This window comes from Acinetobacter sp. 24-47-47 (assembly GCF_057737035.1).
Genome location: NZ_CM173216.1, coordinates 1,543,428 through 1,567,635, shown reverse-complemented (window position 1 = coordinate 1,567,635; position 24,208 = coordinate 1,543,428). Strand labels below are relative to the sequence as shown.

The 24,208-nt window shown below is 36.9% G+C and carries 21 protein-coding genes; 13 read left to right on the top strand and 8 right to left on the bottom strand.

Annotated features, from left to right (window positions below):
• The first annotated feature begins 85 nt into the window (after positions 1–85).
• The 9 genes from sstT (at position 86) to AC1M9E_RS07355 (ending at position 9,632) form a co-directional block, all read left to right on the top strand.
• Positions 86–1,288 (top strand): serine/threonine transporter SstT, encoded by a 1,203-nt coding sequence (gene sstT, locus AC1M9E_RS07395; protein ID WP_481590040.1) that lies wholly within the window; start codon positions 86–88, stop codon positions 1,286–1,288.
• A gap of 34 nt (positions 1,289–1,322) precedes the next feature.
• Positions 1,323–2,000: a YoaK family protein gene (locus tag AC1M9E_RS07390; protein WP_488224640.1), complete on the top strand. Its 678-nt coding sequence runs from the start codon at positions 1,323–1,325 to the stop codon at positions 1,998–2,000.
• A 12-nt stretch (positions 2,001–2,012) separates the two neighbouring features.
• On the top strand, positions 2,013–2,549 hold the full coding sequence (locus tag AC1M9E_RS07385; RefSeq protein WP_481595267.1) for a DUF2058 domain-containing protein: 537 nt from the start codon (positions 2,013–2,015) through the stop codon (positions 2,547–2,549).
• 560 nt (positions 2,550–3,109) lie between these two features.
• A complete protein-coding gene (locus AC1M9E_RS07380) occupies positions 3,110–4,351 on the top strand; it encodes a mechanosensitive ion channel family protein (RefSeq protein ID WP_481607331.1) in 1,242 nt (413 codons plus the stop codon).
• Between the two features lie 30 nt (positions 4,352–4,381).
• A complete protein-coding gene (locus tag AC1M9E_RS07375) occupies positions 4,382–6,247 on the top strand; it encodes an ABC transporter ATP-binding protein (protein ID WP_481607332.1) in 1,866 nt (621 codons plus the stop codon).
• Positions 6,234–6,668, top strand: coding sequence for a MaoC family dehydratase (locus AC1M9E_RS07370; RefSeq protein WP_481607333.1), 435 nt, complete (start codon positions 6,234–6,236; stop codon positions 6,666–6,668). Before AC1M9E_RS07375 ends, AC1M9E_RS07370 begins: the two co-directional genes overlap by 14 nt.
• 117 nt (positions 6,669–6,785) lie before the next feature.
• A complete protein-coding gene (locus AC1M9E_RS07365) occupies positions 6,786–7,817 on the top strand; it encodes an AraC family transcriptional regulator (protein WP_035267503.1) in 1,032 nt (343 codons plus the stop codon).
• A 68-nt stretch (positions 7,818–7,885) separates the two neighbouring features.
• Positions 7,886–8,260: a glycine cleavage system protein GcvH gene (gcvH, locus tag AC1M9E_RS07360; RefSeq protein WP_035267502.1), complete on the top strand. Its 375-nt coding sequence runs from the start codon at positions 7,886–7,888 to the stop codon at positions 8,258–8,260.
• Between the two features lie 196 nt (positions 8,261–8,456).
• Positions 8,457–9,632 (top strand): MFS transporter, encoded by a 1,176-nt coding sequence (locus AC1M9E_RS07355; RefSeq protein WP_481597092.1) that lies wholly within the window; start codon positions 8,457–8,459, stop codon positions 9,630–9,632.
• 54 nt (positions 9,633–9,686) lie between these two features.
• On the opposite strand, the gene AC1M9E_RS07350 is transcribed toward AC1M9E_RS07355, so the two are convergent.
• The 4 genes from AC1M9E_RS07350 to AC1M9E_RS07335 all read right to left on the bottom strand — a co-directional run bounded on the left by AC1M9E_RS07350 (position 9,687) and on the right by AC1M9E_RS07335 (position 15,739).
• The gene (locus tag AC1M9E_RS07350; protein ID WP_179997983.1) at positions 9,687–10,850 is read right to left on the bottom strand and encodes a PilT/PilU family type 4a pilus ATPase; all 1,164 of its coding nucleotides are present in this window, start codon (positions 10,848–10,850) and stop codon (positions 9,687–9,689) included.
• A gap of 160 nt (positions 10,851–11,010) precedes the next feature.
• Complete coding sequence (locus AC1M9E_RS07345) at positions 11,011–12,048, bottom strand: 3-deoxy-7-phosphoheptulonate synthase (RefSeq protein WP_488224639.1); 1,038 nt, start codon at positions 12,046–12,048, stop codon at positions 11,011–11,013.
• Positions 12,049–12,457: 409 nt separating this feature from the next.
• Positions 12,458–14,593 carry a sensor domain-containing protein gene (locus AC1M9E_RS07340; protein ID WP_180027846.1) on the bottom strand — a complete coding sequence of 712 codons (2,136 nt, stop codon included), beginning with the start codon at positions 14,591–14,593 and terminating at the stop codon, positions 12,458–12,460.
• A 384-nt stretch (positions 14,594–14,977) separates the two neighbouring features.
• The gene (locus tag AC1M9E_RS07335) at positions 14,978–15,739 is read right to left on the bottom strand and encodes an alpha/beta fold hydrolase (RefSeq protein ID WP_488224638.1); all 762 of its coding nucleotides are present in this window, start codon (positions 15,737–15,739) and stop codon (positions 14,978–14,980) included.
• A 243-nt stretch (positions 15,740–15,982) separates the two neighbouring features.
• Between AC1M9E_RS07335 and AC1M9E_RS07330 the strand changes: the two genes are divergently transcribed.
• Complete coding sequence (locus AC1M9E_RS07330) at positions 15,983–17,188, top strand: amino acid aminotransferase (protein ID WP_035267772.1); 1,206 nt, start codon at positions 15,983–15,985, stop codon at positions 17,186–17,188.
• A 40-nt stretch (positions 17,189–17,228) separates the two neighbouring features.
• On the opposite strand, the gene AC1M9E_RS07325 is transcribed toward AC1M9E_RS07330, so the two are convergent.
• On the bottom strand, positions 17,229–18,338 hold the full coding sequence (locus tag AC1M9E_RS07325) for an S-(hydroxymethyl)glutathione dehydrogenase/class III alcohol dehydrogenase (protein ID WP_092766302.1): 1,110 nt from the start codon (positions 18,336–18,338) through the stop codon (positions 17,229–17,231).
• Positions 18,339–18,539: 201 nt separating this feature from the next.
• Between AC1M9E_RS07325 and AC1M9E_RS07320 the strand changes: the two genes are divergently transcribed.
• Positions 18,540–20,018, top strand: coding sequence for a phospholipase D family protein (locus AC1M9E_RS07320; protein ID WP_481607339.1), 1,479 nt, complete (start codon positions 18,540–18,542; stop codon positions 20,016–20,018).
• Positions 20,019–20,108: 90 nt separating this feature from the next.
• Positions 20,109–20,546 carry a hypothetical protein gene (locus AC1M9E_RS07315; protein ID WP_481607340.1) on the top strand — a complete coding sequence of 146 codons (438 nt, stop codon included), beginning with the start codon at positions 20,109–20,111 and terminating at the stop codon, positions 20,544–20,546.
• A 29-nt stretch (positions 20,547–20,575) separates the two neighbouring features.
• Here the strand turns inward: AC1M9E_RS07315 and AC1M9E_RS07310 are convergent, their stop codons facing one another.
• Positions 20,576–21,163 carry a uracil-DNA glycosylase family protein gene (locus AC1M9E_RS07310; protein WP_481607341.1) on the bottom strand — a complete coding sequence of 196 codons (588 nt, stop codon included), beginning with the start codon at positions 21,161–21,163 and terminating at the stop codon, positions 20,576–20,578.
• 13 nt (positions 21,164–21,176) lie between these two features.
• Positions 21,177–21,899, bottom strand: coding sequence for an SGNH/GDSL hydrolase family protein (locus tag AC1M9E_RS07305; RefSeq protein ID WP_481587907.1), 723 nt, complete (start codon positions 21,897–21,899; stop codon positions 21,177–21,179).
• A gap of 147 nt (positions 21,900–22,046) precedes the next feature.
• Between AC1M9E_RS07305 and AC1M9E_RS07300 the strand changes: the two genes are divergently transcribed.
• The gene (locus tag AC1M9E_RS07300; RefSeq protein ID WP_488224637.1) at positions 22,047–23,423 is read left to right on the top strand and encodes an alpha/beta hydrolase-fold protein; all 1,377 of its coding nucleotides are present in this window, start codon (positions 22,047–22,049) and stop codon (positions 23,421–23,423) included.
• Between the two features lie 24 nt (positions 23,424–23,447).
• Here the strand turns inward: AC1M9E_RS07300 and AC1M9E_RS07295 are convergent, their stop codons facing one another.
• The gene (locus tag AC1M9E_RS07295; protein WP_481607343.1) at positions 23,448–24,191 is read right to left on the bottom strand and encodes an SDR family oxidoreductase; all 744 of its coding nucleotides are present in this window, start codon (positions 24,189–24,191) and stop codon (positions 23,448–23,450) included.
• Positions 24,192–24,208 lie beyond the last annotated feature (17 nt).

Here is a 24,208-nt window from a genome sequence, read left to right as displayed (position 1 = left end):
TTTATATTTAAAATCATTTTTAAGTATAGAATACCCCACTTATTTATCCGATTTTAAGCCAGACTCGGCATTATTAGGTTCAGTTATGTTCACTGCTCTAGCACGTTTGAGTTTAGTCACCAAAATCATTATCGCCATTATTCTTGGCGTTTTGGTGGCTATATTTTTTCCTCAAGTTGCACCACAATTAAGCTTGCTGGGTGATTTATTTATTAAAGCCCTTAAATCTGTTGCACCAATTCTTGTTTTTGTTTTGGTCCTTTCTTCGATTGCAAACTTTAAAGTTGGTGATAGCAGCAGTGCGAAAATCAAACCCATTATGATGATGTATGCCGTAGGTATGTTTTTATCTGCGTTAACTGCTGTCATTGTGAGTAATTTATTTCCAAGCACTCTTTTCTTAGATGTCGCTGCGCAAGCTGATTTACAACCACCTGGCAGCTTGACTGAAATTCTTAAAAATTTATTACTCAGTTTTGTTGCGAATCCTATCGTTGCATTAAGTGAAGCAAACTTTATTGGGATTTTGGGTTGGGCTGTTGCATTGGGTATAGCATTTCGTCATGCCACAGACACCACAAAACAGTGTCTGACGGATGCTGCGAATGCCGTGAATCACGTGATTCGTCTTGTCATCAGTTTTGCACCTTTCGGTATTTTTGGACTTGTTGCAGTGACTTTTGCAGATGCAGGTCTTAAAACCTTAGCAAGTTATGCACAATTATTGTCTGTTCTATTAGGTACTATGTTCTTTGTTGCACTTGTAATTAACCCAATTATGGTGGCATTTGTTACGCGTTCAAATCCTTATCCATTGGTTATTCAATGTCTACGTGAAAGTGGGATCACCGCATTTTTCACCCGTAGTTCAGCAGCAAATATTCCGGTGAACTTGGATCTTGCCAAGCGTTTGGGCGTGAATGAATCGACAGCGAGTGTAGCAATCCCGTTGGGTGCTGCAATTAATATGGCGGGCGCATCAGTAACGATTACCGTATTAACATTAGCAGCGGTGAATACACTTGGTATTTCTGTTGACTTTACCACGATGCTTGTTCTTTCTGTTGTTGCTACAGTTTCTGCTTGCGGGGCTTCTGGTGTAGCAGGTGGTTCACTGTTATTGATTCCTGTCGCTTGTGGGCTATTCAATATTTCACCTGATGTGGCTATGCAAGTCGTAGCAATAGGTATGGTGATCAGTGTTCTACAAGATTCAACTGAAACAGCCCTCAACTCATCTACAGATGTATTGTTTACTGCTGCGGTTGATCGCGCTCCTTCAAAATAATATATTCATGGCATAAACTTTTAGAATGAAAGATATGCCATTTCAATTCCTTCCAAACTGGGTACAATTTGGGGCTTTCATGCTTGCAGTAAATGCAGGCATGATCAACGTTTTGGGTCTCATTTCTTTATTACATCAGTCAGTTTCACACATGACAGGCAATGCAAGTTTGCTTGCCATCGGTCTTATTGACCATGATTTCAAAGCTGTAATTTTTCTTATTCTTATTATCCTGAGTTATGTTTTAGGCTCTAGTTTTAGCGGTCTGATATTGGGGAATAGTCAATTTAAACTCGGACGCAGATATGGTCTACCATTGAGTTTAGTGACTTTTTTTATTCTGCTCTGTTGGGTATTTATTCCCTATTATCCTCGTTATGCACTGCTATGGGCATGTTGTGCGATGGGTGTACAAAATGCCATGGTAAGTCATTATAAAGGTGCGATTATTCGCACGACTCACCTTTCTGGTGTCTTAACCGATCTTGGTTTAGCATTTGGATATTTTGTAAGAGGTCTTACAACGGAATCCAGAAAAGTTATTTTGCATTTAGTGATTTTATTTGGTTTTATTATTGGCAGTACTGTTGCGGCATTCAGCTATCCTTATTTACAATTAGAAGCGTTTTTAATTCCTGCAGGTTTAAGTTTTTTACTGACCCTGATCTATTGGATTTTATATTTCCGTCATTGTTATTTTCTAAAATCGTAGTTGGTATTACTCATGGTAAAAAATGCCTTGCAAGCACAATTGCTCAAAGCTGGTTTAGTCGATCAAAAAAAGGCTAAAAAACTTTCTAAACAAGCTGTGCATGAGCAACGCACGGGTCAAAGCAACGAAGCTGAGATTAAAGCTAAAATTGAACAAGATTTAAAGCAAAAACTAGAAAAAGATCAGAATCTTAATCTTGAAATCAAACGCCAGCAAGATGAAAAAGCATTACGTGCAGCAGTAGTGCAAATGATTGGTCAACATAAAATCAAAGATATTGATGGTGAAATCAGCTACCAGTTCGTTGATGAAAATAAAATCAAGAAAATTTATATTAATCAACAAGTTTACAATGCACTCGTGGCAGGCACATTAGTCATCGCTAAAGATCAAGCCGGTTATGCAGTTCTACCAAGAGCGCTATCTGAGCGGATTAATGAAAAAGTCGAAGGATTTATTATTGTGAATAATGCTGAGAAAAATGAAGCTATTACAGATGAGGAAGATCCATATGCAGCTTATGTTATTCCAGATGATTTAATGTGGTAAATTACTCTAAAGCCTAATTTATTAGGCTTTTTTTTACGCTTAATGTGTGATTCAGATTGCGGTGTAGCAGGTATAAATTCACGATTAAGATGCTTTAAGTCATATTGCTGCTTCCAACCATCACGAGATGAGTCTATCAATTTTCTGCGCTCGCCTTCTATTCTCTAATTCGATTTTTTTTCAATTGATGGTATTTGGGGGAGCTCAAAAAAATAATGGATTGATTTTCTCATATTATTTTTTCATTTTCAAAATGCTGAAAATGAAAAAGCTCAATAATGCTTCTTTCAGGACCTTTCGTGTAGGTTAAGAATACAGTGAGATTGAGAATGAAAAAAAATCTGGTTACAAGATAAGCTTTATAATTTAAAAATGTAATGACGATAATCTAGGAAATTTTATAGTGTGACTTAATTCACATTAATTTTATTTAAAATAGAAGTTCATAAAATTTATTTCAAGTAATTAATTTAATCTATTCTGTTTGATAAACGTTAACTCTAATAAATTTAATAACTTAAACCATTAAGCTAATACCAATTCATTTAGAGGTGATCAAGTTGGACAGATTAAATTTTGTAACTCAAATCCAAGAATGGTCAGATCAATTTCCTTGGTTAGAGATGTTGACCTCTCTGAGCATTCTTATTCTCATTGCATTTATCGCAAATTTTATTGCTAAACAAGTGGTCGTCCGTGGTATTCGCAAAATTATTAGCAAACTACGTTTTAGTTATAGTGATGTCTTAGCGGAACATAGCGTTATTCGAAGAATTGCAAACATTGTCCCAGCATTGGTGATTATGAATGGAATTGTGACGGTTCCTCACCTGTCTGAAAAAGTCATTACATTGATTCAGATGTTTGCACAAGCCTTCATTTTCTTAACCATTGCCTTGGCAATTAGTCAGCTTCTCACCATTTTTAATATTATTTATCAACGTAATCCTAAATCTCACAATAAGCCAATTAAGGGTTATTTACAGTTAGTTAAACTCATTATTTTTGTTGTTTGTGCACTGATGGTCATAGGAACATTTCTTAAAAAAGATGTTTTCACGCTTTTGGCAGGTTTCGGGGCAATGGCAGCAGTGCTCATGCTGGTTTTCCAAAATACAATTCTATCTCTAGTGGCTTCAGTTCAAATCTCTTCATATGACATGGTTCGGATTGGTGATTGGATTGAAATGCCAACCTTAAATGCGGATGGCGATGTCATTGATATGTCATTACATACGGTGACCGTACAAAACTTTGATAAGACCTATACCACTATTCCGACCAATCGTTTGGTGACAGATACTTTTAAGAACTGGCGAGGTATGCAAGAGCAAGGTGTTCGTCGTATTAAACGTGCACTCTATATCGATCAAAATAGTGTTCACTTCTTATCTGCAATGGAATACAGCAAGCTCAAAGAATTTCTGATTCTAGAAAAATACCTAGATGAGAAACAAACCGAGTTAAAAAACTTTAATCAGCAATATGCAAATAATGGGGTCAATAACCAACGTCGTTTAACCAATTTGGGAACATTCCGCGCATATATTGAATACTATTTAAAAAATCATCCAGGTATTGCACAAAATCAGTCCTTAATCGTCCGTCAATTACAACCGACAGGTCAAGGTTTGCCTATAGAAATTTATGCTTTTACAAATACGACAGCATGGGTGGCTTATGAGGCGATCCAATCCGATATTTTCGATCATCTTTTGGCGATTCTTCCTGAGTTTGGATTAAAAATATTCCAGATTCCTTCTGGGAATGATTTCAAGATCCCTCAAGACACAGTAAACTGAGTTTTGATTAGATGAATTAAGATTGATCGTATGCTGCAGTGGTTTGAAAAACTCGTTGATCCATATCCATCCAAAGATTTAAATCAGCCCTTGCCGAAGAAATTTTTTCCATTTGTTTGGCAAGCAGCATCAGGAGTTAAGCGTTATCTCTTGGTGCTGGTGTTATTTACTGCAGCAACAGCTTCATTTGAAGCAATTTTCTTTTCCCAAATTGGTCATTTAGTTGATTGGTTATCCGCATCGACGCCTGAAAATTTTCTCGAAAATAACCAAACAAATTTATTGATTTTGTCTGGTTTTCTACTTGCTAATATTTTCTTTGCAAGTTTGCAATCAATCATAAGGCATCAGATTTTATTCAGTAGCTTTCCAATGCGCTTGCGTTGGCGTTTTCACAACTTATTACTTCTTCAAGGTTTAGACTTTTTTCACAATGATTTTGCAGGTCGATTGTCAGCTAAAGTCATGCAAACTTCACTTGCAGTTCGTGAATTTTGGGTAATTTTGGGGGATATCGTTACTTATGTGGTGATTTATTTTATTACCATCAGTGTGGTTTTAGGAAACGTCTCCCCTCTTCTCCTTATTCCCCTGATGGCATGGTTGATTTTATTCATTGGCGCGGCATCCTTCTTTATCCCGCGACTTGGAAAAATTTCAAAAAAGCAGGCTGATGCACGCGCGGTGATGACTGGTCGTGTGACAGATGCTTATACAAATATACAAACAGTAAAATTGTTTGCACATGCTGGTCGTGAAAGCCAATATGCCAAAGAGTCTATGCAACTTTTTATGAAGACGGTGTATACCCAGATGCGTCTGGGAACTGCTTATGAAATTAGCATTAATCTACTGACCGCAATTTTATTCTTTGGCGTTTTAGGTACAGCAGTTTGGCTTTGGTTTATTGGTGAAGCTAACATCGGTGTGATCGCCGCAACGACAGCCATGATTTTAAAGCTGAATAGTATGGCTTCTTTTATGATGTGGCAAACTTCAGCCTTATTTGAAAATATTGGTACCATCCAAGATGGGATGACCACGCTAGCAAAACCAATAGCAATTCAAGACAAAGAAGCTGCACTGCCACTCGAGGTACACTCTGGTGCGATTAAATTTGATAATGTGAGCTTTGCATATAATCAAAAAAATGTTATTAATCACTTGAATTTAGAAATTAAACCGGGTGAAAAAATTGGAATTGTCGGTCGGTCTGGTGCTGGAAAATCGACACTGATCCAACTACTACTTCATTTTTATCAAACCCAACAAGGTAAAATTTATATCGATGGCCAAGCGATTGATGAAGTCACCCAAGATAGTTTAAGAAAAAACATTGCTCTCGTGACGCAGGATACTTCTTTGCTGCATCGAAGTGTTGCTGAGAATATTAAATATGGTCGACCTGAAGCGACTGATGAAGAAATGTATGAAGCTGTCCGTAAAGCTCGAGCAGAAGAGTTTATTCCACAGCTTACAGATCTACGTGGTCAGACAGGATATGACGCTTATGTAGGTGAGCGTGGTGTAAAATTATCTGGTGGGCAAAGACAGCGTATAGCAATTGCACGGGTATTCCTAAAAGATGCTCCAATTTTGATTTTAGATGAAGCAACCAGCGCACTCGATTCAGAAGTGGAGGCTGCGATTCAGGCAAGCCTTGATGACCTGATGGAAGGTAAAACGGTAATTGCAATTGCACACCGACTTTCAACCATTGCTCAAATGGATCGATTAATTGTTTTGGATCAAGGAAACATCGTAGAACAAGGATCTCACGATGAGCTAATCCAACAGAATGGAATTTATGCCCAACTTTGGCAACGCCAAACGGGTGGATTTTTAGTTGAACAAAAAGTGAAAGACAAGGAATTAGACGAAGATGCTTTATCTTGATGATTTAAATGTGGGTGATCAGTTTAAAAGTCGTGAATATGAGTTAACACTCGAAGAAATTAAAGAATTTGCACAAAAATATGACCCTCAAGTCTTTCATACTGATGAAGAGGCTGCTAAAGATCATCCTATTTTTCAAGGTATCGCAGCCAGTGGTTGGCAAACTTCAGCCATTACCATGCGTCTCTGGACTGAATGTTTTCCAATTGCCAAGGGGCTTATCGGTTCAGAGTCAAGCTTAAGATGGCCAAAACCAGCTCGTGCAGGTGATCGTTTGCATGTGGAAGTTGAAATTGTTGCTATCAATCCTTCAAAAACAAAGCTAGATCGTGGAATTGTGAGTTATGTCACACAAACAAAAAATCAGCATGGTGATGTTTTGTTGATTTCAACCACAAAAATTGTCGTTTTTAAGGCTTAAACATCGGTTTCACACTAGATTTGTCCGACAAAATTGGTATTTTCTATCTGGAATTTATGTCAGTATTATTTTCACCAAAAAATTATGAAAAAAATTGTGTAAAGCAATGGATCGCACATGAAAACAGTTTCAGTTCGCCCAGATTTAGGCATTCCAGGTGTTTACGGACTCTTACTTTTAGATGTTGTTTCTCGTTGGGGTTATAGTGCTGAGTCGCTATTCGCTCCCTTTGGATTCACCAACGAGCAACTTGCCGATCCTGAATTTAGAATTCCACTACAGGTAGCGAATGAGATGATTATTCTCGCGCGCAAAATGACAGGTGAAAGTTCTCTTGGTTATCATCTTGGTAACCAAATGCGGATTTCTATCCATGGTTTTATTGGCTATGCCATTATGACTTCGAATGAGATTACTGATGCACTTATTTTAGCCAACCGGTTTATACAACTGCGTATGCCTTTTCTGCAATTTCATTTTTCGACATTTACAGAACAAGTTTCTTTGCAGTTACAATGTGATATTGATCTTGAACCGCTGAGAACTGAAATTGTCATGGCTTTGACTTTTGGTGTCATTACCATGGCAAAAGCACTGACAGGCATAAATGATTTGTATGGCGAAATTAATTTCGACTTTCCTAAACCTGAAGGCTTTGACAAATACATCAGTCGTCTACACCCTAAAACGATTATTCATTTTGACCAGACTCATTTTCTTGCCAGTTTCGATAAAAGTTATTTAGGCTTGAAGATGGTTAACGCAGATCCGATTGCCAGTCAAATTGCAATTAATCAGTGTGAAGCAGAACTATCAGAGCTTGGAGAACGCCGTCGAATTTCAATGCGTGTTCGCGATATTTTGACACATTCTGAACAGCACTATTTAAGTATTGAAAATGTGGCAGATCGCCTGCATATGTCTGATCGTACACTGAAACGTCAGTTGGCTGCAGAAGGAACTTCTTTTTCAACCTTAGTGGATGAAGTTCGATATCGTCATGCAACCTCCCTACTGTCACGTACTGACTATTCACTTGAACAAATCGCAGATGAACTCGGTTATTCAGATGTTGCGAATTTCAGTCGTGCATTTAAACGTTGGAGTGGTCGAAGTCCAAGCAGTTGGCGTAAAGATCCATATTTATAGAACTTTCGTTTTTAAATAAAACACTGTATAACACAAGAAAATTTTTCAAATCGAATTGAGGAGTCGTGATGAATCATCCTTCAGAGCTTAAATATGCTCGCACACACGAATGGGTACGTATTGAAGGTGATCTCGTTGTTACTGGGATCTCAGATCACGCACAAGATGCATTGGGTGATCTTGTCTATGTAGAAGCACCTGAAGTAGGTCGTGAGTTGACTGCTGGTGAACAAGCGGGTGTAGTTGAGTCTGTGAAAACAGCTTCTGATATTCATGCTCCTGTAAGTGGTGTAGTTGTAGAAATTAATGAAAATCTAGAAGATGATCCAGATTTTGTAAACGATGATCCCTATGGCAAAGGCTGGATCTACAAAATTAAACCATCTAATTTGGCAGATGTAGAACAACTTCTCTCAAATACAGATTATGAATCAGGTTTGTGATATTTATGACCAGTCTACGGACTGGTTTTTTATTTATACATTTTCGGATGAATGGCTCACTTTTTGCTGTAATTTTCATGTAATTTGATTATAATTAATTCAACTTCTCTCCCTACTTCATTGCTGACCAAAACCAAAAATAATTTTATTTGGCACAGATTGAAGCTTTTAATGGTTCAATATTTCAAGGTTGTCTATGTCTTCTATACATGCTGAGCATCTATGGAATAAATCTTTTATTCTGTGTCTAATTAATAACTTATTTATTTTCATCTTCTATTTTGCTCAGACAACGATATTGCCAATTTATATTCTGAATGATTTAAATGGTAATATTACCCAAGCTGGGCTTGCACTGACTTTGTTTCTAGCTTCATCGATCGCAATACGACCGTTTACCGGTCTCATTATCGAGAAGATTGGGCTTAAAAAAGCACTTTATATCTCTGAGTCATTTTTTGTACTGCTCTCTTTCGCTTATATCTTTGCTGATAATCTAACCCTATTACTGGTCATTCGGTTACTACAAGGAATTTGGTTCAGTATTTTGACCACTGCCATGATACCAATCGTCAATGACTTCATTCCAAATCAGCGTAAAGGTGAAGGCATGGGCTATTTTGTCATGTCAGTCAATCTTGCCATTGTACTAGGACCCATGTTGGGCTTGATTCTCATTCAACCATGGGGATATATTCCAGTGGCTACACTTTTAGCTGCAATTGTTTTTATTGGTTATTTGTTCTGCTTTTTGATTCCGATCCAAACACAATTTCAAACTGTTAAGCGCAAAACAAAAATTAGTGTTCATGATTTTGTTGAGATTAAAGCTTTACCTGTTGCGATGATGGCGATGCTCATCTCATTTTCTTATGCAAGTATCATGTCTTTTATCTCGACATATGCTGAATCAAAAAATTTATTGACCTATGCGAGCTTATTCTTTGCTGTTTTTGCAATTTCCATGATGCTTCTAAGACCCTTCACAGGAAAGTTATATGACTCTAAGGGTCCTGCCTACGTTGTCTATCCAGCGATTGTGAGCTTTAGCATTGGGCTATTCATTCTAAGCCAAATTCATTCTGCTGCCGGATTATTGATATCTGCTGTCTTTATTGGTATAGGCTTTGGGTCTGCTCAGCCATGTCTCCAAACGCAAGCCATTCAAGCTGTAGCACGTGAACGTGTTGGACATGCGAGTTCAACTTTTTACACCTTTTACGATATTGGCATCGCATTAGGTTCTTTTATTTTAGGTATTGTGATCACACACTATCAGTATTCGATTGCATATATATTATGCGCGATATTGACGCTATTAAGCTTGCTGTTTTACCGCTTCGTTGTTCAAACTAAAGTAAAAGCGTTCTAGAGAGCTAAAAATTTGTCCAAAAAAAAGCCTTCAGATGAAGGCTTTTTTATTTAATTAGCTCTCTGCATCTTCATCAAACATACTGAAGGTTTGTGAAGATGTTTCAGCATTCTCTCGGACGCGTGTACTTTTTAGCTTAATCTGTAGACGTAATTCATTTTTAGAGTCAGCATTACGAATGGCTTCATCATAACTGATCGCACCTTCGTTATATAAATCAAATAGTGCTTGGTCAAATGTTTGCATACCAAGTTCTCGCGACTTGGTCATAATTTCTTTCAACTCATGAAAGTTACCTTTCAAAATCAAATCAGAAACTAAAGGTGTATTTAGCATGACTTCTACAGCAGCTCTACGTCCGACACCATCTTCAGTTCGAACTAAACGTTGAGAAATAATGGCTTTCATATTTGATGAAAGATCCATAAGCAACTGATTGCGCCGTTCTTCAGGGAAAAAGTTGATAATTCGATCCAAGGTTTGATTGGCATTATTCGAATGTAACGTGCCTAAGCACAGATGACCAGTCTCTGCAAAAGCGATCGCATGCTCCATGGTCTCCGTATCACGGATTTCGCCAATTAAAATTACATCTGGTGCCTGACGAAGTGTATTTTTAAGCGCATTATGCCATGAGTGACAGTCCACTCCGACTTCTCGGTGAGTGACCATTGATTTTTTATGTTTATGCACGTATTCAACTGGATCTTCTACAGTAATGATGTGCCCTGCTGAGTTCTCATTACGGTAATCAATCATGGCAGCAAGTGAAGTAGATTTACCCGATCCAGTGCCACCAACCACTAGAATTAAACCTCGCTTTTCCATTACCACATCTTTCAATGTTTCTGGTAATTTCAACTTTTCAAAGTTTGGAATTTCAGAGGTAATGGTACGAATGACCATCCCTACATTAAGTTGCTGTTGAAAAACATTCACGCGAAAGCGCGATACATCTGGGACATTAATGGCAAAATTACATTCTAATTCACTCTCAAATTCTGCTCTTTGTTTTTCATTCATTAAGCTATAAGCGAATAGTTTTGTTTTTTCTGCAGTCAAAGCTTGAGAACTTAAAGGCTTCATTGAACCTTGATGTTTCATACTTGGAGGAAAATCAGCTGAAATAAATAAATCTGATCCCTCATGGTCAAAAACGCTTTTAAGCAATCTGAACATGAATTGCCGAGCTTCGCTAAGTAATTCATTACTGAACATTAATTTCCCCAAGTTATAAATATTAAATACTTAAAATACTAATAGAAATATAAGGTTATTTCAGCTGTTTCATCAAATATTTAATGCTTTAAACAAACATTCAAATCTTAAAGGCAAAAAAAAGAACCCATATTTCATGGGTTCTTTTTTACGAATTATATTAGGAGAGTTGTTGAGCAACATTCAAAATCAATTGCTCTGTACTTAACCAACCCAAGCATCCATCAGTCACTGATTGACCGTAAGTCATGTGATCAGAAATTTTCTGATTGCCATCGACTAAAAAGCTTTCTAGCATGACGCCACGGACTTGTGTTTGAGGTCGTTCATTCACAATTTGCTTTAATACAGCAGGTTGATTCAATGGATTCTTAGCGCTGTTTCCATGGCTACAATCAATAATCAAAGCTGGTAGTACATGGTTATTGTTTTCTTGAATCTTTTTAATTTCAGATAATTGGTAATTTGTACCCTGATTCGATCCACGTAAGATCAAATGTGCATGCGGATTACCCTTTGAAGATAAAATGCTTGGACCACCATCTTGACTTAAACCAAGAAATTGATGCGGTTGTGAAGCGGACTGAATCGCATCCAATGCAATTTGGATTGATCCATCTGTACCGTTTTTGAACCCAATGCTATAAGGCATATGGCTAGATATTTCACGGTGAATTTGCGACTCGCTTGTTCTCGCCCCAATCGCGCCCCATGAAATCAAATCATCAAAATATCCTGTTGCCATTGGGCTTAAGATTTCTGTGGCCAACGGCAAACCCATTTCAGCAATTTGAATGAAGAGTGATCTAGACTGTTCAAGTCCTTTTTGCATATTTGCTGAACCATTTAAATCTGGATCATACAAGAAGCCTTTCCATCCTACAGTGGTGCGAGGTTTTTCAATATAAGTACGCATCACGATGAAAATCTGATCTTTGACTTGTTCTTGCAGTTGTTTTAATTTTTGTGCGTATTCGAGGGTTGCTTTAGGATCATGAATCGAACATGGACCAGTAATGACCAATAAACGTGGATCATGACCCGCTAAAATGTCTTGTATTGTTTGGCGATGTTGACGAATTTGAAATGAAACTATCGGACTAACAGGTAAAGTTGATTTTAGTTCTAATGGTAAGCTTAATTTTTTTTCTAAAGTATGTTGAGCCGTGGTTATAAGCTGAGAATTAATTGCATTCATCTTGAATTCCTTTGGGCAGCAATTGCCCTATCTTTTATTTGAGCGTGAGGTGTCTATTGGCTGGGTTTTGTTCTTGACTAAAATAGAACCAATAACCGTTGCTAAAATAAAAAGTATTCAATGTTTTCATGAGATGCTCCTATATTTGTTGAGATGAAAAAAAACCTGATTGGTGTTGCCAATCAGGTATAAACTTGATGGGCAACATTTTTGTTGCCCGAACACGTCTAGGCAACTAGATGTTAAATTGCCAAAAATAATAATAAGCGTTAGTAATCAAGTGTGTCGTTTTCATCAAATTATCTAAAATATAACCCTTAAAAGTAAAATACGCATAAATAAACTGATTGACAAGCAATTTATATAAAAAATATCGTTATATCAATCATAACTCAAATATATCAATGGTTTATTGCTTATCTGTAGGAAGCCAATCTTTTATAGCACATACTTGTTTGAGCATCAGTTGCTCAGCCTCAGACTTACAAATCGCTTGGCTAAATAAAAAGCCTTGACCATATGCACAGCCAACATCCTGAAGACTTAAGAGCTGTTGGCATGTTTCGACACCTTCTGCGATCACATCCAATGACAGAATAGGTCCGAGCTTAGCAATGCCCTCTACAATTGAATTGATTGACTTCTCCTCATTCATTCGATTCACAAAAGCATAATCAATCTTGAGACAGTCGACAGGATAATCTCTTAAATGCGTCATTGAAGAATGACCGGTTCCGAAATCATCCAATGAGATTCGAAGACCATAATTTTTGAGCTTTTGTAGTGCTCGAATCACAAATTCTATTCCACGCTCAGCCAGAATATGTTCTGTAATCTCAACCTCGATTAAATGAGCAGGAATTTGATGTCGTTCTAAACGTTGAATTAACAATTCTGCATAATTGTCACGCATGAATTCAACTGGAGAGGCATTAATTGAGATCGGTACAAGTTGAACGCCCTTAGACATCCAATCTGCCATGTCACTGAAAATCTTTTGATGCATGATTTCACTGATTTTACTGGCCAGCTCATAATCGTTAAACGCTTCTGAGATTGAAGCTGGATAATGAAGTTGCTGCTGTGTATCATGCCAACGCATCAAAGCCTCAAATCCGATTAGCTGACAGTTATCTAAGCGAACCTTAGGTTGATAATACGGTTCGATTAAATTGTCCTGTATGATATAGCGAGCAGTATCAAGTTGTTGCATCTTCTTTTCAGCAAGTGCAAACATTTCGTCATCATACATACGATACCCACCACGACCTTTTTCTTTAAGATCATTTAGAGCGGTATCCGCACATTTCATCAATCCGAATACATCTTGAGCATCTTTAGGATAAATGGCACATCCAATACTCATCCCACTATTAATCACTTTTCCTGCATAAGTAATGGGGGCAATATTTTGTTTAAGCACTTTCTGTGTGGTTTGATGTAATTCTTCTTCTGAGGTCATCCCTGAGACAATAATTGCAAATTCATCTCCACCTAAACGTGAAACAATACACTTGCGATCCAAACTCTTTTGCAGACGTTTAGATAAGACTTTAAGTAGATGATCTCCAGCAGGATGACCTAAAGTATCGTTAATGTTTTTAAAATGATCGAGATCAATAAACATCATACCAATAAGTGTTTTTTCACGATTTGCTTGTGAAATCGCCGCTTTTAATTTATTTTTGAAGGCACGACGATTCATCAGACCAGTCAGATCATCATATTCACTGCTGATTTTTAGTTTAGCTTCGGCAACACGTTGACGGGTAATATCACGTGATACACAGAGAATACTGGTCGTATTTCCTTGTTCATCATGCACAGGTGTTAAAATATTATCCCAATACATCACAGTATCGCCGTGTGTGCTCATCCCCGCAAAACGGGCATTCTTCCCTCGAGCTGCTGTTTTAATCGCTTTTGCCCCCTGTTCACGTACTTCAGGTGGTAACAGCGTTAACCAATCCATTCCAAATTTCTTAACACGCTCTTGACCCAGTAATGCCATGCATCCAGATTTGTTCATGTGTTCAAGCTTGCCATCTGGTGTGATAATTTTTATACAGTCTACGCTGACATCGAGCATATCTGTATTGGCACGCAAGGCCTCAGCAGTTTCACGCATTTTGATTGTACGATCATGGATATTTGTGCAACTTATCATCCAATTTTGCTGGTTGGATTGAATTACCTTAGGTTCAGCAAGCATTAAGAACCAAAGATATTCACCTGATTTATTTTTTATACGACACTCTTTTTCAAATTTCTGACCGTTTTTTTGAGCATCATTCCAAATCTGATAAAGATGTTCAGCATCATCAGGATGAACAAATTTAAGCCAGTCTACGTCACGTAAGATTTGCGTATCCGCACCGATATATTGTTTAAGTGCGAGATTACAATAACCTGAGTTGGTGTGACTGACCCAAATCAAATTGGGCAGTAAATCGAGTGCAAATTTAAAGTCATCTGACAGTGTTAGATGCAAAGGCACAGCTTTGGACTGTAAATGATCAGCTCTATTCAGATCCAGAATGCTCATAGTTCACCTATTCGAAAATAACAACCCATCAAAATGACGAATACAAAAATCAGCGTAAAAATTTAGAATTTAATTAATCAGTATTTAAATTTTGTTAATAATGATTATTAATCATCATTAATTTTAAAATACGTGATAATAATAACACTTAAATGGATTAAATTAATACAAATACCATTTCTGCATGATACATAATTTTTATCACTTGTGAATATTAAATAGACAAAATGCATAAAAAATAATGAAATACGACACAATAATAAATTTATTTGATAATTCGACATCTTAGAATTAAATAATTCCGATTTTAATTAAAAAAAATACCTACTTATATTAAGTAGGTATCGAATAATATAAAAATAATCTAAACTTATTATTAATTTATTATAAAAAATATTTAATGTTTTTGATAACCTCACTTGGTTTTTCTGCATGTAACCAATGTCCAGTGCCATCAATCGTCACAAATTTAGCTTTAGGATATTGGAACCGAATAAGATCGTTATCACGCTCGAGATTAATATAATCGGATAATTCTCCTTTTAAAAACAAAGTTTCATTCGATTGTGGATTAAGACGTTCCCATGACAAAATCTGAAAATATTGTTGTTTAAGTGCATCTAAGTTGAATAGCCACTGTCCATTGCGGAAAGATTTGAGCAGAAATTGAATAACGCCAATTTCATTAATATATTTATGCATCAACTCGGTTGCCTCCTTTCTTGAAACAACTTGAGCTTTTTGAACTTCTTCTAAAGCTTTGAAAATTTGATCATGATGAGATTTTTGATAAGCCACGGGTGCCATATCAACTACAATCAACTTAACTACTCGATGTGGTACAAGGTTTGCTAAGTGCATGGCAACTTTCCCCCCCATCGAATGACCAATGATGTGAAATTGTTGCACATTCATATCATCTAAAGTTTCTACAACATCTTGCGCCATGAGTTGATAACTCATTTGATTAGAATGAGGTGATAAACCGTGATTACGCAAATCAATTTGGATGACATCATGCGTTTCCTGAAATGCTCTCGCGAGCATGCCGAGGTTAGATAAACTACCAAAAAGACCATGAATCAGAACAAGAGCAGGTTGACATTGATTCGCATTTGATTTGGTGATCTCAGCATTTAGTCGCATATATATACTCAAATAGCTTTAAAAATGTGATTCAAATTCTAACAGTAGAGTTTGTATTTTAGTGTTAGTTTAATTTTTATTTATATAATTCAGTAAATTAAGGACAATCAAAAAAATCGGTTATAAGTAAAAGTATTGAGTTTTATAAAAATTAGTCCTGTAATTCGATCTTGTGATCGTGCGGAAATTATATATATTATCCGATTAAACTTTTTACTTTGAACATTTTAGGAAATTTAGACCATGTTTCATCATGTAGATGCTTATGCAGGTGACCCTATTCTTTCACTTATGGAAGAATATAGTAAAGATGAGCGTACTCAAAAAGTGAATTTGAGTATTGGTCTATATTATAACGAAGACAGTATTGTACCTCAGTTAAATGCGGTCAAAGCTGCGTACAAAAATATTGAACCGAGCAACGATAAAGTTAAACTTTATTTACCAATGGATGGTTTGAAATCTTATAACGAAGCGACTCAAGCATTAGTTTTAGGTCCTGATAGTCAAGCGCGTAAAGATGGTCGTGCTGTCACGATTCAAACACTTGGTGGCTCAGGTGCACTTAAAGTTGGTGCTGATTTTTTGAAAAAATATTTCCCTGAGTCAGATATCTGGGTAAGTCAGCCAACTTGGGATAACCATATCGCAATTTTTAATGGCGCTGGTATCCAATCGCATTTCTATCCTTATTTTGATGCTGATACAAATGGCGTTAACGTTCCAGCAATGCTTGAGGAATTAAAAACACTAAAAGCAAAAAGTATTGTTTTGCTTCATCCTTGCTGCCATAACCCAACTGGTGCAGATTTAACGCCAGCAGAATGGGATCAAGTGATCGAAGTACTTAAGACGAATGATCTTATTCCATTCCTTGACATCGCTTACCAAGGTTTCGGTAAAGGTCTTGAAGAAGATGCATACCTTATTCGTGCTTTAGATAAATCAGGTATGAATTTCATTGTGAGTAATTCATTCTCAAAAATCTTCTCACTGTATGGTGAGCGTGTCGGCGGCTTAACATTTGTCTGTGATGATCAAGCTACTGCTCAAAAAGTGCTTGGACAATTAAAAGCAACTGTACGCCGTATTTATTCTAGTCCAGCAAGCACAGGTGCATTGTTGGTTGAAAACGTGTTAAACAACGCAGATCTAACTGCTCAATGGCAAGCTGAATTACAAGAAATGCGTGAACGTATTATTAAAATGCGTGAATTGTTAAATGCTAAATTGAGTGCGGCTCTGCCTGAACGTGACTTTAGCTATCTAGTAAAACAACAAGGTATGTTCAGTTATACAGGTTTGACTGGCGAACAAGTGGATATTCTGAAAGATAAATATGGTATTTATTTAGTCCGTAGTGGTCGTATGTGTGCAGCAGGATTAAACTTGAATAATATTGATTATGTGGCTGAATCAATTGCAGAAGTTTTGAAAGCTACCGCTTAAAAATAAAAAACGGGCATATCGCCCGTTTTTTATTGCCCAATTAAAAATGTACAACTGTACGGATTGATTTACCTTCGTGCATTAAGTCAAAGGCTTTATTAATGTCTTCTAGCCCCATAGTATGAGTAACAAAAGGTTCTAATTGAATGTCACCCTTCATCGCATCTTCAACCATTTTTGGTAATTGAGTACGACCTTTTACACCACCAAATGCTGTACCCATCCATTTACGTCCAGTCACTAATTGGAATGGACGAGTTGAGATTTCTTGACCTGCACCAGCCACACCGATAATGACAGATTGCCCCCAACCACGGTGTGCACATTCAAGCGCTGAACGCATTACGTTTGTATTACCGATACACTCAAATGAATGATCAACACCCCAGCCAGTCATCTCTACAATGACTTGTTGAATAGGTTGATCATAGTCCTTAGGATTGAGGAAATCTGTAGCACCAAACTGCTCAGCCAATTTAAATTTTTCTGGATTAGTATCCACTACAATAATTCGGCCAGCTTTGGCTTGTTTAGCACCTTGAACAACTGCTAAACCAATACCACCTAAACCGAACACAGCAACAGTATCACCTTCCTGTACTTTTGCAGTATTGTGAACCGCACCAATACCAGTCGTCACGCCACAACCCAATAAACAAACGTGTTCAGGGTTTGCTTCAGGATTAATTTTTGCTAACGATACTTCGGCAACAACTGTGTATTCACTGAATGTTGAACACCCCATATAATGGTAAATAGGTTCGCCGTTATAAGAGAATCGAGTCGTTCCATCAGGCATAACACCTTTACCTTGAGTGGCACGTACAGAGACACATAAGTTTGTTTTATTTGATTTACAGAACAAACATTCGCCACATTCTGCAGTATAAAGTGGAATGACATGATCACCTGGTTTTACACTGGTCACGCCTTCACCAACTTCAACCACAATACCTGCACCTTCGTGACCAAGTACCGCAGGGAATACGCCCTCTGGGTCTTCACCAGAAAGTGTAAATGCATCTGTATGACAAACACCTGTATGCGTAATTTTCACCAATACTTCACCAGCTTGTGGTGGAGCAACATCTAATTCAACAATTTGTAATGGCTGACCTGGACCGAATGCCACCGCTGCACGAGATTTCATGATGAAAACTTCCTTTGTAAATTAAGATTTAAAAGATAAGTTACAGTAACCGCTTTTGATAAAAACATTCAACTATTTGATTGATGATATTATAGCCATACAACTGAACAATAAGATTTAGGAACGACAGCTTTGATGCTTATGTTGCGACATATATTGTGTTTACTCACATTCTTTATTTTAACTGGATGTAATTTGGCGATGAATACAAGTATAAAACAAGCCCCAATCCAACCTCATACCACACTTTGGCTCAGCAATACACCAGAAACAAGACGCAATATTGAACAAGGTTTAACCGCATTTTTACCACTTCATGATCCTTTTATGAGTATGGCCTCACGTGTTCACTTAATACGTGAAGCGCAACATACGATAGACTTACAGTACTATATCTGGGAAAATGATGTGATTGGTCAGCATTTATTGTCTGACCTACTTAAAGCAGCTGATCGAAATGTGAAGGTTCGACTGTTAATTGATGATCAAAATGGCACTCAACTAGACTCGACCTTAAGCGCATTGTCTGAACATCCTAATATCGAAATTAAGCTATTCAATCCCTACAAATTTCGCAGCTTTAGAGTTTTGGATTACGTGTTTCGCTTTAATAAAGTCAATCATAGAATGCATAACAAACTGATTATTGCTGACGGAGCGATTGCTGTTACTGGGGGGCGTAATATCAGTAATGAATATTTTGATGCCAGTGACAATTTTCAATTCGCGGATATGGATATTTTATTTGCAGGTCAATCAGTTTCAGCTGCAAACACGGTGTTTCACCAATTTTGGAATGATGAGCTGAGTTATGATATTCAGCAAATAATTCCTGAGTCTCAAAAAGAATTAGCGCATTTAAGATCGCATTATTCAACCAAGCAAAATTTTCAAGGTGCTGAAACTAAAAAACGTATTGATCAAGCAGAACGTTTTTTAGAAGAAAATTTAAAAAAACATCCTATTCGCTGGTCTAAAGCTCATTTTGTTGCAGACAGCCCCAATAAAATCAGAGCGAAAGCTCAATCTCATGAACTGCTGTTTAATCAGTTCAAATCCATTATGGGGAAACCTGCTCAAGAAATAAACTTGGTGTCTGCCTATTTTGTTCCTACTGTTCATGGTGAGTCTTTACTCAAACAATTGAGTGAGCAGAATGTCAAAGTTCGAGTTTTAACAAACTCATATTTGGCAAATGATGTCCCGATTGTTCATGCATTTTATCAAAAATATCGAACCTCACTCTTAAGGTCAGATGTAAAACTTTACGAGTTTAAACCTTATATTGAACGGTCTGATCGGACTTGGTATGAAATTATGACGGGTAATGTTATTCCTGCGAAAGGAAAAAATGCGTCGCGGCTTCATGCTAAATTTTTTACTGTAGATGATAAAGTTTTTATTGGAACATTCAATTTTGATCCACGTTCAGCGTATTTGAATACTGAACTTGGACTGATCATTGAGTCAGCCGATTTTAAAACAGAGATATCTCAATCTTTAGATGAAAATCTTCCCAAAGTTGCCTATCAACTACATTTGGATGCACATCAAAACTTAAGATGGGAAGAACAACGAGGTGAAGAAAAGTTAATACATGATCATGACCCTGAAACGACTCGTTTTCAGAGATTTATGTTCAAGTCTTTGTCCTATCTCCCAATCGAATGGATGATGTAAATTCTTTGTTGTGACTGGTTTGTACAACCAGGATAAATTGCATTATTATTCACGTTTTATTTTTTGAACCCTTGGTTCTACTCTACTCCCATGCAATTTTTTGATCTTAGTCGACAGTATAATCTGAACGACATACTCACCCCTTTTTTATCACTTGAAGATTTATCTCAGCATGAATGGTATTTAGCTAAAATTAGTGTTGATTATGATTGCCTTACTGATGAAGACTTAGTTGAAGGTTCTATCACATTAAAATCTAACCATAATGTTCAAATTGAATTGGCTTGGTTAATTTTAGACAATGGTCATGAGTTACAAGTTTTGTTTAAAGGCATTGAAACCTCTGTCTCAGAACAAACGCTCGTGATTGTGAAGGGTGCCCGCTTAGTTGATGAAGAAGGACAAGAATTATCTGCTCAAGCATTATCTTTATGGATTGATGGTACTCTACTCAATATGCTTCCATATATTCGTAAAGAAATTAAATCACGTTTAAACTTGTGGGATTATGTAGATTATGATGTGTAATAAGCATCTCAATTGACTTTAACAGGTTGTTAAATTAATCCAATTGACTGGAAAAGTTCACGATAGTATTCGGCTTTCTTTTCAAGAGCTAAAGGATAAGCTCTTGAAGAAGATGGCATACGATGAATTCGGATATCTTTGTTATCAAATTGCAGATCCACGATTGTACCCATTTTAACTTTAGTGTGTACAGATGCATTCATTGACTTTAATAAGGTCTCAGTTGCTTTATCACCTGTGGTCATAATATCTCGACAATATGGAATTTTTTTAAGCAATAGAAACATATCTGTCGGTGTAACGATTTCTAGAAATTGATCTGAGGCATTGTCTTTCAAACGCCGTATTTGATAGGCTGTATCAAATATTGCAATGCCCAACTCATTTAGAAAATCTTTCAGCATTTGCTCTTTGAATTGTTTATTTTCACGGTCTAGAAAATAATGCGGGTCTTGAAAAAAGATCAACCCATATATTTTCCACATATCATTTTGAAAATTCGGATAATAAAAATCCATTTTCCATCTTGCTTTCGGCGGAGGAAAACTGCCAAGCATGAGCAAATTGGCTTGTTGAGGTACAAATGGCTCAAGTGGATGTGTTTCGATATCACTCATATCAAATTTCGGTCTAACTTTTCGATCTACAGTGATTTTGAATAATCGAACTAATTTTTTTTGCCCAAAGCTGATAGATTTCTTTACTTGGATGAAATCCATCCTCAGCCATCTTCAAATTGAGTTGTTTATACTCATCCAAATCATATTTAACCAATTCAAATTTTGGTTGTGGTTCAATCCAATTTTCCAATTCAACATTCATTTGATGGGCATATTTTCCAAACAACCAAGCTAAAGGATTTGGTAATGCAGGAAACTCATTCATCGGTGGAACTCCAGTCGCGATAATGAGCTTGGGTGAAAATTTCTCAGCGATCAGTGAATATAATTGTTCTTGTAGGCAGATCCATTTTTGTGGTGAGATGAGCTGTGTTACATCATTGACCCCTATCGAAGTTACTACAATATCAAACTGATCGTTATTAATAGCCTGTATAGTTCGAATTACATCTGAAGTACGATTTCCAGTTTTTGCAATTAATGACCAGCGAATTTGAAAATGATCTCTTAGTTCTTGTAACAATGTTCCGCTTAGCGCATCTTCTTGAAATTGCACACCCACACCAGCAGCAGCTGAATCACCTAAAATTAAAATTGATATTTGAGGGCCATTACCAACCAAACCATTTCTTTCCCCCAAAGCTTCTGCTAAACGAGGTGTATTTTTCTTGACTTGGTAGCCTTGCACAAGTAAAGCTGGAATGAGTGCGATTGTCGCTAATTTAAGAAACATGTATTTGATTTTAGGTTTTGATATTTCCTATTTTAAACGATTTTTTGATATTTTCATTGCTATTTATTATTGAAAATAATTATCATTTACATAATTAATTCAAAGCTAAAATCCATGAATCATCCTATCAAATTTTTTTGTATATTGATGTTAGTGAGTTCCGCAGTAAGTGCTGATCTCTCTGTAAATCATTCATTACAAGTCAGCACTCAATCCTATGCCCCTGTATGTGAGGATATGGATGCTAAAAGTACGGTGCTTCAACAAATCCAAAAACAGATTCAGATGTATCCTGATCAAAAAAATCATCTCCTCGATCAATTTTGGTCGGAAATTCGTAAAAATCAAACCCCAATAATTGAAGATTTTAATGAAACACACCAACGTGTCATTTATTTATATCGTGGTGCAAAACACAATGTGCGATTAATCGGTGGTCCGAGTAATGATCATGAGTGGTTAACTCGACTTAAAGGTACTGATATTTGGTTTAAAGAAAGTATTGTCGATTCAAGATTTATCGGAAGTTATAGTTTTGCTGTGGATTCACCGAATATCGATGGATATTTATCAAATTACTGTCCACATTTAAACCCAAATTTAAAAGAATCACGAGATCAGCGTCGATCTATTTTAAAGGTACAACAACTCGACCCTTTCAATCCTCATAAGTGGTTTGATTCTAAAAACATTGCCTTAAAAACGAATACCACGCTGAGGAATGAAAATATCGCAAAACTCAGTCGAGCGCCCAATTTTATTGATCCAACTCAAATGGCTGAAAAAAGTGAAAAACAATTAGTTTCATCCGTGTTGAAAAGTAAAGTTTTGGGAAATGATCGTCTTATTCAGATTTATGCAACTCCACCTCAAGTCGGAAAATCATATATCACTCTGATTTTTTTTGATGGTGAGCAATATGCGCATTTAGTTAAAGTTCCCCAGATATTAGATCAGTTGGTTCAACAACAGCAACTCCCACCTATACAGGCTGTTTTTGTTGGACATCCTAATGATCAATTACGTGCTAAAGAACTTAGCCCCAATCCAGAATACACACAGTTTTTTCAAGAAGAATTATTGCCTTGGATCAGTCAACATTTGCCATACCAACGTGATGACAACAAAACAGTCTTATTGGGTTCAAGTTTAGGTGGTCTGAGTTCTGCTTATTTGGCGTTAAAAACATCCAATGATATTAGTCACGTCGTGCCACTTTCTGGTTCATTTTGGTGGAAATCTGATCCAAATGATACAATCAATGGTATGAGTAAACTGATCAGAGCTTCAACATTAGACAATACAAAGAAACTCAATTGGTATATTTCAGCCAATAGCTATGAATATTCGAGACAAAATAATAGCTTAAGCATTCTAGAAACCTCTCCGATTGTCGCTCAGGATTTAGTCGATCAGGGACACAATGTTCACTATCAACAATATATAGGCGGACATTCATATGCCGTTTGGCAAATCGTCATACAAGATGCTTTGAAATATTTCTTTAAAAATAAATCCCACTAAATGTGGGATTTATAAGACGTTCTTTTAACTCAGCTTATTGACGAGCTGAAGCGGTAAAACCTTCATTGCAAAACCCAATGGCAACCATGGCCACTTTGGTACATATGCTTTGACTGGTTGCTTTTCGATTGCTTCAGCTAATAGTCGTGATCCTGTGGCTTGATCGACCTCAAAAGGTAATTTTCCAGCACCTTCATTAATTTCAGTTCGAATGTAACCAGGATAAATCGTTGAAACTTTAATTGGTGTTCCAATAAGTTCAGCTCGAATCCCTTCGGCTAAATGCGCAATTCCCGCTTTACTGGCAGCATAAGCTGTAAGATGTTTTGGCATACCACGCAAAGCACTCATCGACGAAATTACAACTAAATGTCCTGAATTTTGAGATCTAAAAATTTCGACCGCTGCTTCACATTGTGCCATCGCAGAAATAAAATTAGTTTCAACTGTTGCTTTATTAATCGCAAAATTACCTTTACCGATACGACGTCCTTCGCCCACACCAGCATTGACTATCACTCGATCGATAGTGCCTAGCTCATCTTTAAACTCTTTAAATACACTGAAGACTTGCTCATCATCCGTGACATCCAATACCTTCGCACTTACTTTTACCTGATAGCGTTGTTCTATTTCATCTTTTAAAGCATACAACCTTTCTAAACGACGTGCACAGATCGCTAGGTTATATCCTTTTTTTGCAAACTCTTGTGCCATCCCAGCACCGATACCTGAGCTTGCACCTGTAATTAATATAGTTTTGTTCATTCCATTTTCTCTCTATG